Source organism: Pseudomonas sp. LB-090624, assembly GCF_003205205.1.
In the GTDB taxonomy this organism is placed as follows: Bacteria; Pseudomonadota; Gammaproteobacteria; order Pseudomonadales; family Pseudomonadaceae; genus Aquipseudomonas.
Genome location: NZ_QJRL01000002.1, coordinates 146,373 through 158,421 on the forward strand (window position 1 = coordinate 146,373; position 12,049 = coordinate 158,421).

The 12,049-nt window shown below is 63.0% G+C and carries 12 protein-coding genes; 6 read left to right on the plus strand and 6 right to left on the minus strand.

Going from position 1 to position 12,049, the window contains the following annotated elements; genetic code table 11:
- Positions 1-35: 35 nt before the first annotated feature.
- The 6 genes from DMX11_RS02635 (at position 36) to DMX11_RS02660 (ending at position 5,227) form a co-directional block, all read left to right on the plus strand.
- Positions 36-1,229 (plus strand): ABC transporter substrate-binding protein, encoded by a 1,194-nt coding sequence (locus DMX11_RS02635; protein ID WP_110743079.1) that lies wholly within the window; start codon positions 36-38, stop codon positions 1,227-1,229.
- A gap of 30 nt (positions 1,230-1,259) precedes the next feature.
- The gene (locus DMX11_RS02640; protein WP_110743080.1) at positions 1,260-2,249 is read left to right on the plus strand and encodes a YVTN family beta-propeller repeat protein; all 990 of its coding nucleotides are present in this window, start codon (positions 1,260-1,262) and stop codon (positions 2,247-2,249) included.
- Positions 2,246-2,986 carry an ABC transporter ATP-binding protein gene (locus tag DMX11_RS02645; protein WP_110743081.1) on the plus strand — a complete coding sequence of 247 codons (741 nt, stop codon included), beginning with the start codon at positions 2,246-2,248 and terminating at the stop codon, positions 2,984-2,986. The genes DMX11_RS02640 and DMX11_RS02645 overlap by 4 nt, the downstream gene beginning before the upstream one ends.
- Positions 2,983-3,774, plus strand: a complete 792-nt coding sequence (locus DMX11_RS02650; protein WP_110743082.1) for an ABC transporter permease — start codon at positions 2,983-2,985, stop codon at positions 3,772-3,774. Before DMX11_RS02645 ends, DMX11_RS02650 begins: the two co-directional genes overlap by 4 nt.
- 168 nt (positions 3,775-3,942) lie before the next feature.
- Complete coding sequence (locus tag DMX11_RS02655) at positions 3,943-4,503, plus strand: PQQ-dependent catabolism-associated CXXCW motif protein (protein WP_110743083.1); 561 nt, start codon at positions 3,943-3,945, stop codon at positions 4,501-4,503.
- Between the two features lie 58 nt (positions 4,504-4,561).
- A complete protein-coding gene (locus tag DMX11_RS02660; RefSeq protein WP_110743084.1) occupies positions 4,562-5,227 on the plus strand; it encodes a response regulator transcription factor in 666 nt (221 codons plus the stop codon).
- A gap of 45 nt (positions 5,228-5,272) precedes the next feature.
- Here DMX11_RS02660 and DMX11_RS02665 read toward each other — a convergent pair whose 3' ends face one another.
- The 6 genes from DMX11_RS02665 to pstB all read right to left on the minus strand — a co-directional run bounded on the left by DMX11_RS02665 (position 5,273) and on the right by pstB (position 12,043).
- On the minus strand, positions 5,273-7,171 hold the full coding sequence (locus DMX11_RS02665; RefSeq protein ID WP_110743085.1) for a NahK/ErcS family hybrid sensor histidine kinase/response regulator: 1,899 nt from the start codon (positions 7,169-7,171) through the stop codon (positions 5,273-5,275).
- Positions 7,140-8,303 (minus strand): nitric oxide-sensing protein NosP, encoded by a 1,164-nt coding sequence (gene nosP / locus DMX11_RS02670; protein WP_110743086.1) that lies wholly within the window; start codon positions 8,301-8,303, stop codon positions 7,140-7,142. The genes DMX11_RS02665 and nosP overlap by 32 nt, the downstream gene beginning before the upstream one ends.
- Before the next feature lie 140 nt (positions 8,304-8,443).
- A complete protein-coding gene (locus DMX11_RS02675) occupies positions 8,444-9,631 on the minus strand; it encodes a porin (RefSeq protein ID WP_110743087.1) in 1,188 nt (395 codons plus the stop codon).
- A gap of 258 nt (positions 9,632-9,889) precedes the next feature.
- Complete coding sequence (locus DMX11_RS02680; protein ID WP_110743088.1) at positions 9,890-10,489, minus strand: hypothetical protein; 600 nt, start codon at positions 10,487-10,489, stop codon at positions 9,890-9,892.
- Positions 10,489-11,187, minus strand: coding sequence for a hypothetical protein (locus DMX11_RS02685; RefSeq protein ID WP_110743089.1), 699 nt, complete (start codon positions 11,185-11,187; stop codon positions 10,489-10,491). The genes DMX11_RS02680 and DMX11_RS02685 overlap by 1 nt, the downstream gene beginning before the upstream one ends.
- A 94-nt stretch (positions 11,188-11,281) precedes the next feature.
- Complete coding sequence (pstB, locus tag DMX11_RS02690; protein ID WP_017148287.1) at positions 11,282-12,043, minus strand: phosphate ABC transporter ATP-binding protein PstB; 762 nt, start codon at positions 12,041-12,043, stop codon at positions 11,282-11,284.
- Positions 12,044-12,049 lie beyond the last annotated feature (6 nt).

Below are 12,049 nucleotides of genomic sequence, written 5' to 3' on the forward strand. Positions count from 1 at the left end.
TTCCTATGCTGGCGCCATCTGCCGTGGAGTGTGTCATGCGCCAGCCTGCCCACCTTGCCCTCACCTGCCTACTGGCCCTGGCCGCCGCGCTGTCTGCGCCCCTGACGCCTGCCGCGCAGGGCCAGCCCGCAGAGACGCTGCAAGTACGCATCGGCTACCTGGGCTATCGCCCCGACCCAGGCCCGCTGCTGTCCAACATCATCCCTGAACCCGGCGATGCCGGGTTGCAAGGCGCCGACCTGGCCATTGTCGACAGCAACAGCACCGGGCGCTTCCTGAAACAGCAGTTCCAACTGACCCACGCCAACGTCGACAGCCCCGAGGCGCTGCTCCAGGCGGCCAAGGCCCAGCATGACCAGGGCCTGCGCCTGTTCGTGGTCAACGCCCCGGCCACCAGCCTGCGCGCACTGTCTGCCGCCCTGCCCGACAGCCTGCTGTTCAATGCTGGCAGCCCGGACGACAGCCTGCGCAGCAGCCAGTGCCTGGGCAATGTGCTGCACAGCCTGCCGGGCCGGGCCATGCTCGCCGATGCCCTGGTGCAGTTCCTGGTACTGCGCAAATGGCAGCGGGCGTTACTGGTGGTCGGCCAGACGCCAGACGACCAGGCCTACGCCGCCGCCCTGCGCCGCTCGCTGAAACGTTTTGGCGTGCAACTGGTCGCGGAAAAGGCCTGGACCTTCGACAACGACCAGCGCCGCAGCGCCCAGGCCGACATGCCGCTGTTCACCCAAACGGCCGAATACGACGTGGTGCTGGTGGCCGACGAGCGCGGTGACTTTGGCGAATACCTGCCCTACCAGACCTGGTACCCGCGCCCGGTGGCCGGCACTCAGGGCCTGACCCCTACCGGCTGGCACAAGACCGTGGAAACCTTCGGCGCGGCACAGCTGCAAAAGCGCTTCGAAGCCCAGGCCGGGCGCTGGATGAACGACCGCGACTTCGCCGCCTGGATGGCCGTGCGCAGTGTCGCCAGCGCGGTCAGCAAGTTGCACCAGGCCCAGCCGCGCGCGGTGCAGCAGCTGTTGCTCAGCGAGCAGTTGCCGCTGGACGGGTTCAAGGGCCGCAAGCTCAGTTACCGCCCGTGGAACGGCGAACTGCGCCAGCCGATCCCGCTGGTGCAGCCACGCGCCCTGGTCAGCACTTCGCCGCAGGAAGGCTTCCTGCACCCCTTCAACGAAATGGACAGCCTGGGCTATGACAAGCCCGAAGTGACCTGCAGCTACCCCTGAGCCGATAACCACAACCATAAGGATTTCGCCATGCGCCGCCCCGTCTTCCCCCGGGCCCTGCTCTACCCCAGCCTGCTCTCGGGCGCCTTGGCGCTGGCCTGCGGGCACGCCGTGGCCGCCACTGCCTGGGTGTCCAACGAAAAGGACAACAGCCTCAGCCTGATCGACATGCAAACCCTGGAGGTCACCCAGACCCTGCCGGTGGGCCAGCGCCCGCGGGGCCTGCTGCTGTCGCATGACCACAAGCTGCTGTACATCTGCGCCAGCGACTCCGACCGGGTGCAGGTGATGGACGTGGCCACGCGCCAGATCATCAAGGAGCTGCCCTCCGGCAAAGACCCCGAGCAGTTCGCCCTGCACCCCAACGACCGCTGGTTGTATGTGTCCAACGAGGACGACGCGCTGGTGACGGTGATCGACACCGTGACCGACAAGGTCCTGGGGCAGATCGATGTCGGCATCGAGCCCGAAGGCATGGCCGTGAGCCCCGATGGCAAGTGGGCGGTGAACACCAGCGAAACCACCAACATGCTGCACTGGATCGACACCAGCACCCAGACCTTGGCCGACAGCACCCTGGTCGACCAGCGCCCGCGCTTCGTCGAGTTCAGCCAGGACGGCTCGAAACTGTGGGCCTCGGCGGAAATCGGTGGCACGGTGACCATCCTCGACGTGGCCACCCGCCAAGTGCTGAAAACCCTCAACTTCCAGATCAAGGGCGTGCACCCGGACAAGGTCCAGCCGGTGGGTATAAAGCTCAGCGCCGATGGCAAGTACGCCTTCGTCGCGCTGGGGCCAGCCAACCATGTGGCAGTGATCGATGCCAAGACCTATGAGGTGCTCGACTACCTGCTGGTCGGGCGGCGGGTCTGGCAACTGGCATTCACCCCCGACCAGAGTCGCTTGCTGGCCACCAACGGCGTCAGTGGCGATGTGTCGGTGATCGATGCGCAACACCTCAAGGTGCTCAAGTCAGTGAAAGTCGGGCGCTACCCCTGGGGTGTGGTGGTGACCCCATGAACGCCCTGGAAGTCAGGGACGTCAGTTTTGCCTACGGCCAGCGCGAGGCACTCAGGCAGGTTGGCTTCGGTCTGGCACCTGGGCGTTTCGCCGCGCTGTTGGGCCCCAATGGCGCCGGCAAGTCGACCTTGATCGCCCTGCTTACCCGCCTGTACGACCTGCAACAGGGCGACATTGACGTGTGCGGCCATTCATTGCGCACCAGCCCGCGCCCAGCCCTGCGCCAACTGGGCGTGGTGTTTCAGCAGAGTACCCTGGACCTGGACCTGAGCGTCGAGCAGAACCTGCGCTACCACGCCGCCCTGCATGGCCTGTCGCGGCGCCAAAGCAGCCAGCGCGTCGAGGCCGAACTGGCTCGCCAAGGCCTTGGCGAACGCCGTCATGATCGCGTGCGCGAGCTGAACATTGGCCATCGTCGCCGGGTGGAAATTGCCCGCGCGCTGCTGCATGAGCCGCGCCTGTTGCTGCTCGACGAAGCCAGCGTCGGCCTTGACCCAGCCAGCCGCCTGGCGCTCAACCAGCACCTGCGGCTGCTGTGCGTCGAGCAGCAATTGAGTGTGCTGTGGGCCACCCACCTGCTGGACGAAGTACAGCCCAGCGACGACCTGCTGATACTCCACCAAGGGCGCCTGGTGGCCAGTGGTACGGCCGATGCGTTGAGCCAGGAGCATGGTGGCGACCTCGACCACGCCTTTGCCCGCCTGACCCGCACGCCTTCAGGAGCCAACGCCCAATGAACGCTTACTGGCAATGTTTCAACGGCATCATGCAGCGCGAATGGCTGCGCTTCGTGTTGCAGCGCACGCGCCTGCTCAGTGCCCTGGTGCGCCCGCTGCTGTGGCTGCTGGTATTCGCCGCCGGGTTTCGCGCAGCGCTGGGCATCGCGATCATCGAGCCCTACGACACGTACATCCCCTACGAGGTGTACATCATTCCCGGCCTGGCCTGCATGATCCTCTTGTTCAATGGTATGCAGGGTTCGTTGTCGATGGTCTATGACCGCGAGATGGGCAGCATGCGGGTGCTCCTGACCAGCCCCTTGCCGCGGCCGTTCCTGCTGGGCAGCAAGTTGCTGGCGACCTCGCTGGTTTCCCTGCTACAGGTGTATGCATTCCTTGCCATTGCCTGGCTGTACGGTGTGCAGCCGCCGGTTGCGGGGTTGCTGATGGCCCTGCCGGCATTGCTGCTGGTGGCCTTCATGCTCAGCGCCCTGGGGCTGTTGCTGTCGAACGCCATCCGCCAGCTGGAGAACTTCGCCGGGGTGATGAATTTCGTGATCTTCCCGCTGTTCTTCCTGTCGTCGGCGCTGTACCCGTTGTGGAAGATGCGCGAGGCCAGCGAATGGCTGTACGGGTTGTGCGCAGTAAACCCGTTTACCCACGCCGTGGAGCTGGTGCGCTTTGCCTTGTACGAGCGGCTGAACCTGCTGGCGCTGGCGGTGTGCCTGGGCTTGACCGGGCTGTTCACCCTGCTGGCGATCCTCACCTTCAACCCCCAGCATGCAGCGCTGCGCAAGCCGCGCTGAAAACCTGGCGTGTAACGCGGATAGTGTGTGGGAGCGGCCTTGGGCGTCTCCATGCCTTCAGGCGCCCGGCCATCTACTACTTTAGTACTGCATTTACTGTCTATCGTCGCATTCACAAAGCACCGCCACTGGCATGTAATGAGTCCATAACAAAAAGGAACAACCTCCATGCCACGTGCCCTGCCCCGGCTGCCACGCCCTTTGCTGGCGGTACTTACGCTGAGCCTGACGCTAGGCATCGCCCAGGCTGACACGGCGCCGCTGTTCTCCGCCGAAGGTTACCGCACCAGCCTCTACCGCAGCCCGACCCCAGCCCAGGCCGAAGGCGGCCAGGTCATCGACACCGCCACCCTGCAACGCCTGCTGGGCCAGAACCCACGGCCGGTACTGATCGACGTCTACCGCCGGCAATGGCTGCAGGGCCGCTTCATCGAAGACGCGCCCCACGCCAACCTGCCTGGCAGCCTGTGGCTGGCCAACACCGGCGACGGCGAACTGAGCCCGGCCTGGCAGGACTACTTCGTGCATAACCTGGAGAAAGCCACGGGCGGGCACCCGGAACAACCGGTGGTGTTTTACTGCCGCGCCGATTGCTGGCTGAGCTGGAACGCGGTAAAACGCGCTAAAGCCCTGGGCTATGCCAACCTTTACTGGTACCGAGATGGCCTGGACGCCTGGCAGCAGGCCGAGCTGCCATTGCAACCGGCGCAACCGGTGCCCTTTCCCTGATTTGCTTGCCTGCAACTGCGTGCCCTGCTCCATCCAATAAAAACAAGGTGAAAAGGCCATGTACAAAATTCTGATTGCCGACGATCACCCCCTGTTTCGTGAAGCCATCCACAATGTCATCAGTGATGGTTTCAAAGGCAGCGAGGTCATGGAAACCGCCGACCTGGACAGCGCCCTGGCCCTGACCCAGGCGCATGACGACCTCGACCTGATCCTGCTCGACCTGAACATGCCTGGCATGCACGGCCTCAATGGGCTGATCACCTTGCGCAACGAAGCGCCGACCACACCTGTGGTGATTGTCTCTGCCGAACAGGAAAAGCAGATCGTGCTGCAGGCCATCACCTACGGCGCCGTGGGTTTCATCACCAAGTCGTCACCGCGCTCGCAGATGATCGAGGCCATCGAGCAGATCCTCAACGGCAATGTCTACCTGCCGCCAGACATCATCCGCGCGCAAAAAAGCAGTACCAGCCGGCGCCATAACGATGCCCCAAGCTTCCCGCCAGAAATGCTCCAGGCCCTGACCCGCAAGCAACTGCTGGTGCTAGAGCGCATGACCAAAGGCGAATCGAACAAACAGATCGCCTACACGCTGGACATCGCCGAAACCACAGTCAAGGCCCACGTTTCGGCGATCTTGCGCAAACTCAATGTGCACAACCGGGTACAAGCCATCCTCAGTGCTGGCGATATCGATTTTGCTGATTATCTACGCCGTTGACCAGTTCCGGCGGCTTCGCGGGTAACCCCGCGAAGCCGCCAACCGCTATGCCACGCCACTGGCCAGCAGATGGCTCATCGCCGTCTTGAGTTTCATCGGCCTTACGGGCTTGTGCATCAGCGTGTGACCCAGCTCGCGGATTTGCTGCTTGAGATCGTTGCTGTAGTTGGCAGTGATCATCAGCGCCGGTAGCGGCTGGGCGCGGCGGGCATTGATCCGCGCCACGGCGTCGACACCATTGCAGTCGTTGTCCAGGTGGTAGTCGGCAATCAGCAGATCGGCCTCGGCGTGGTAGTTGTCCACCTGGCGCGCCAGGTCTTCCTCCGACAGCGCAGTGACCACCCGGCAGCCCCAACCTTCCAGCAAGGTGCGCATGCCCGCACAAATCGCCGCATCGTTATCCAGCACCCATACCCGCGCCCCGCGCAAGCGTTCGAGCATCGGCTCGCAGATCGCCGGGCTCGGCTGGGCCTTGGGTGCAGTGGCGCTCAGCGGCACCTCGACAGCGAACACCGAGCCTTTGCCCAGCCATGACCGCACGCGGATCCGGTGGCCGAGGATGCCGGCGATCTTCTCCACGATTGCCAGGCCCAGGCCCAGCCCACGGTCCTGGTCCGGGCGCTGCACATCACCCCGCTTGAACTCCAGGAACATGTCTTCCAGGTGCTCTTCGGCAATGCCGATGCCGCTGTCCCATACTTCAATCCGCAAGCCACCGCGCTGGCGCCGACACCCCAGCACCACGCGCCCGCTGCGGGTGTAGCGGATGGCATTGCTGAGCAGGTTGCGCAGGATGCGTGCCAGCAGCTGGATGTCACTGCGCACTACGGCAGAACACCCCACAAAATGCAGCTCTAACCCTTCGCTACGCGCCACCTGGGCGTATTCGGCAGCCAGGTTGTCCATCAGTTCGTGGAGGGCAAACGGGGCGAAATCGGCCTTGATCACCCCGGCATCGAGCTTGGAAATATCCACCAGGGTACCCAACAGGTTTTCCACATCCTCCAGCGAATTGCTGACATTTCGCACCAGGTGGGCAGCGCTTTGCGGCTCGTCGCGCTCGAGCAACGCACTGGTGAACAGCCGCGCCGCGTTCAGCGGTTGCAGCAGGTCATGGCTGACTGCAGCCAGGAACTTGGTTTTCGACAGGTTGGCCTGCTCGGCCTCGCGCTTGGCCTCGCGCAGACGCGACTCGGCCTGGCTGCGCTCTTCGATTTCGCGCAGCAACTGGTCGTTGAGGCTAGTCAGTTCGGCAGTGCGCTCGCGCACCCGTTGCTCCAGGTGCTGATACGCCTGGTGCAACGCCTGTGCGGTGTTGCGACGCTCGGTGATGTCGCGGATCAGCACGAAGATACCCACCACTTCGCCACTGGACAGGCGGTTCGGTACGTAGGAACGCAGCATGTAGCGTTCTTGGCCGTTGATATTGGTCTCGGCAAACTCAAACGTTACGCTCTCCCCCGCCAGCGCCCGCGCCACGTAACCTTCCAGGCGCTGGTAATGCTGCTCGCTGTGGGCCTCGCGCAGGCTCTGGCCCAGCATCACGCCATGCGGCCAGCAATACCACTCTTCGTAAACCTTGTTGGTGAATTCGTAGACCAGATCGGCGTTCAGGTAGGCGATCAGCGCCGGAACGTTGTCGGTAATCAGGCGAATCTGGTGCTGATGGGCCGTCTCGGCCCGCTGCCGGGCCTCGCTGAGCAGGCGGTTGACGGCCTTGAGCTCGGCCATGGCCTGGTTCAACGCATCGGTGCGCTCGCGCACCTGCTCGGCCAGCACCACCGAATGCTGGAACGCGGCGTATGGGTCGTTGCCCCGGGTCACGCCCGACTCGATGCGCTCGATCAGTGCGCCATTGATGCGCTGCAGCTTGTGGTTCTGGTGCTGCAGCCGGGTCAGCTCGGCCTGCAGTTCAGCGACCGACAGGCGGCCGGTTGCGGGCAATGGCGACCCCGGTGAAGGTCTGGTTGATGTGCATGCCATTGAACTGTTCTCCGTAGGTGTTGAAGCCAATCACCCGTTGCTCGCGCAGGAACGCGCCGACCGGCTCCAGGCCGTGATGGGCCTCCAGTTCCAGACGCCGCAGGAAACAATCACAACCGATGGTCAGCAACAACGGTCCAAGACGCTGGTGCAGGCCATCGAACAGCTGGTGCAGGTTCGGCAACAGCGGGCCCGGGGTCATGGCCGTGAGCACGATGCCGTTCTCCACCGCGCAGTAGAAGCTCAAGCTGAGGTCAGGATGCATTTGCTGGATCGCCCGCACGTAGTACTGATCATGAATGCGCACGGCCAGCGGGTGGGCGGCGAACACCCGGTGATCGAGCGCAGCCACGGGTACACCGATGTGGCGGGCATATTCCTCGGCCGCCGGCTCGGCATTCAGTTCGAAAACCCGGCGCTGGGCGCTGTCGGCACCGGTTACCACCAGCTTTTCCTGGCGCGGCAGGATGTGATGCGTGGTGAACGCTTCGAAGTCGAGCCAGGTGTTGACCAGCACCACCACGGCTGCGCCGTTGTGAAATGTACCGCCGTAATACACATGGGTGCGGTTCAGGTAGTTGTCGTCACCGGCCGAGCCGCCGAAGTGCGGGATATCGCCCAGTGCTGCGCTGAGTGCGGCAAGCACCATCTCCTCGCGGCTGGACAAGCCATCGAGCAGCGTGAGTGCAAAACTGTGGCCCTTGATTGGCGCCAGGGTATTGCTCCGGCAGGTGCCGACCAGCCGCTCGACCATCTGCTGCGCGTCGATCAGGCTGAAGCGCTCCATCTCATCGATCAACGCGGTGGCGATCGAAAAGTGCCGGTGATCGAAGCCCACCGCCGTCACGCAATTGCGGCCGTAGCCCAGCGGGGTGATTTCACCGGCGCTGGTGCAGCCAACCAGACGTATGCCGCCAAAGTCCTGTTCCAATGCTTCGCCTAAAGCCTGCAAGTCGTACTCGGCGGAGCAGAAGAACAACACGAAACCCAGGTGCGGGTGCAGCAACTGCCGCGCCAGGTCCTGAGCGGCCAGCCGTGCGTCCGTCGCCTGAGACATGGCACTGACCACACCGTCGTTATGAGCCTGCTGCATCGTGGTCTCCGGCACGGGGTGGCTGAGTGTTCAGTTTACGGAGCGGGTGGCGGGTGACGAATGCTACTTGGGTAGCGGGTGGGCGGTTCCATGGGCGTAAAAGACCGCGTCATTCGGGGCCGCCTTGCGGCCCCGGCCACTTACCAGGTCAACACCGCGCCCACCGCAAAGGTATCGGTGTCTTCGTTCTGCGCACTGGTGTCATGCCCGTCGATGGAAAACTGGTTGTACTCGGCAACCAGTTTCAGGTTGTCGTTGATGTCATGGAACAGCGCCACACCCCGGGTCTCGTAGTCCGCGCCGCTGCCAACCGCACCGTTGCCATCGTCCTTGGTCTTGCCATAGGACAGCGCCACGCGGTTCTTGCCAAACGTGTACGAGCCCTGCAGCAGGTAGCCGTCACTGTCCACATTGCGCAGCACCGGCTCACCCGCGTTGTTGGTGAAGAACGGGTTGATGCCCTTGGCCTGGAACCCCGAGCCGGTCAGCGACCAGCCGCCCATCTTCGCCTGCACCCCGTAGCCCACCCCCTTGGAAGTGATCGTTTCTACCGTGGAGTCCGTATTGTCCGAGGTCTGGTAACTGCCGTTGACCCAGCTGTAGATCTGCGCGCCACCCAGGTCGAACTGGTAGGTGATCTCGCTCTCGGTGCGCGGGTTTTCCTGGTAAGCCTTGCCGGTCGGGCTGCTGTCGTTGGTGTCCACCGGGTCCATGATGCCCACCGCCACCCGCAGGCCGTCCATCACCGGCGTGCGGTAGGTGATCTGCGAGGTGGGGAATGGGTACGGATAGCCGCTGCCGATGTTGCCGAACGACACCCCGCCGCCATCCACCAGGCCAAGGGTGTCACTGACCTGGCCATACCCGGCCAGCAGTTCGTCGAGCAGGATGTTGGAGCGGGCGAACAGCCCGAAGTCCTTGCCGATCAGCACCTCGCCCCACTCGGGGTTGGCCACCGTACCGTAGAACTGGCGCACGTCGATGGCCGTATCGGTGCCGTTGGTTTCGCTGTCGTTGATGGTGACCCAGAACGAGGCGCGTGCACCGAGTTTCAAGTCATCCACCTGCTTGCCCATGTTGAAGCCGAGGTAGTTCGGCAAGAAGCCCATCTTCACCCGCGACTGGCGGCGGTCAAACTGCTCGCCCTCGCGGTCGACCTCGCTGTTGACGTAGAAGGCGTTGATATAGCCATCGGTGGAAAACGTCGTCTGGTCCTTGTCGTACAGCATGATCTCGGCTTCGGCGACGCTGCTCAGGCCAAGCGCAGAAAAGCTGGCGATGGCGGCTGCGAGAAAACGAGGCGGCAGGTGCTTATTGTTGTTGTGCATGGCGCGCTCCAAACGGGGACGGGATGTCGGAGGCGATTATCAGAAGTGGGCAAATTGCCAGAAACGCTGCTTTGGCTTGGGGTGGCGAGTGCTTTGGGGCGGGAGGGTGTGGCCCGGTGATTTCGTCCCGGTACCTGCTTGGGTCTGGGTTCGAGACTTATGGCTTAGGCAGGAGTGGCAGGCGGGCATCAATACGATTGAATGAACCGGGGCCGCCTTGCGGCCCCAATTACATTGTCTGAGCGGAATCTCCTGGCTTTAGGAAGCCAGTGCCTGCGACCGCTGGCACGCGGGCATTTCGTAGCGGTGTGGTTGCTGCCAGGCCAGGCGTGCCTGCACATCCACCACCGCGTCCTTCACCTTCTGCGCCCAGTGCTCATCCTTCGGGCATACCACCACCACGCGGAAACCGTGGTCGACACCTTCCAGGCGTACACCTTCGGAATCATCTACGTGCAGGTCGATATCAAAAGCCGAAGGCAGCTTGGACGGTGAGTTTTCCAACCCGTTCTGGGCCAGGATCCGCTGGTGCCGATCACTGTTGACCACACCATCGACATGAATGCCGTAAAGCATCAGCCACCGGCGGATGTAAGCCGGGGTGCGCCCCGACGAGGTATAGATCCAGATGCTGCAGCCTTGGCGACGCAGGTCGCGGATCAGTTCGCGGGTGCCGCTGCGCAGCGGCTCGCCCAGCCAGCGATGGACGAAACCCGGCAGCTTGCTCTGCTCCGCGGCGGCGTGCTCGGCCAGGCAGGCCAGCGTGTCGTCGATATCGAACGAGACGCGTACCTGACCGCGATTGAGCTTGCGCTCAATGGCTTGCCGCCCGCGCTCGAACAGGGATGCCTGTTGCATCAGCGGCCCCTCTCGCAGACCGACACCGGAGTGCCGCGCAGGAAGAACGTGTCTGCCGCAGGCGCCTTCGCTTCAAGGAAAGCGGCGTACTTTTTCTTGATCTTGGGTAGTTCGTACAAGGCCTTGACACCGTGTTTGGCGGAGTTGCGTATGACCGAGGACGGATTGAAGTAACCCTCGGCGTTGTCCAGTGACAGCACAAATGGCGGTAGCCCGGCCCGCATCAGCAAATAGCTGACAATGAGCGAACCCGTGCGGTTGTTGCCTTCGATGAACAGCTGCGGCTTGCTGAGAATCCGTACATACACACCGGCTGCCCGCTTCCAGATCGAATCGCTGCGGTACGAGCAATACCAGTTGTACAAATCCTTGATGCCGCCTTCAACGTTGTTGAAAAAGTGTGCTTCGGTTGCCGCAAGGTGCGGGGCGAATTCCACACGGCGGGCTGGGTCGCTGCCACACAGCACAGTGGCATTGATCTCCAGCATCAGGTTCAGCTGTTGCAGGTCGAACAGGTCGATACCGCGAGCGACATAGTCGTCAATCAGCGCGTAGCCTTCAACCACATTCAGCAACACCTCGTCGGTAAACGGGTCCCGCGGTTCGGTGAAATGCTGGCTGAGTTCGGCAAAACGGCTCTGCACCTCGCGCAGTGCGCGCTCTACCGCTGACAGATCTAGACGACGCGTCGCTCGCATTGGAAATCCCGGGTAACACTTTAACGGAAGGTAACGCGACCGGGTCTTGCAACCTTCCTGGTCGCAACACCCGGCCACCTTGTGCAGGAGTGACTCAGCTGAACTTGCCGCTGATGTAGTCACTGGTCAGTTGCTCGCGCGGGTTCTGGAAGATTTGCGCGGTCGGCCCCATCTCCACCAGGTAGCCGGTGCGGGTACCCTGGGAGATATCGACCGAGAAGAACGCCGTGGTGTCAGCCACACGAATCGCCTGCTGCATGTTGTGGGTCACCAGGGCGATGGTGTAGTCCTTCTTCAGCTCGACCATCAGCTCTTCCACGCGGCGGGTGGCGATAGGGTCAAGTGCCGAGCACGGCTCATCCAGCAGCAGCACTTCCGGCTCGGTGGCAATGGCGCGGGCGATGCACAGGCGCTGCTGCTGCCCACCGGACAGCGACAGGCCGCTGACCTTGAGCTTGTCCTTCACTTCGTCCCACAGCGCGGCGCCTTGCAGGGCGTGCTTGACGCGGTCGCCCAGGTCACCCTTGTAGCGGTTCAGGCGCAGGCCGAAGGCGACGTTGTCGAAGATGCTCATCGAGAACGGGTTGGGCTGCTGGAACACCATGCCGATGTACCGGCGCACCACCACCGGATCAACGCCCTTGCCGTAGACATCCTGGCCAAGGAAGTGCACGTGGCCTTCGAAACGGAAGCCCTTCACCAGGTCGTTCATGCGGTTCAGGCTGCGCAGCACGGTACTCTTGCCGCAGCCCGACGGGCCGATGAAGCCGGTAATTTCGTTCTTGCGAATTGGCACATGGCTGTCACGCACGGCCATGAAGTTGCCGTAGAAGATCTTGTCCAGCTTGCAGTCCATGACAAT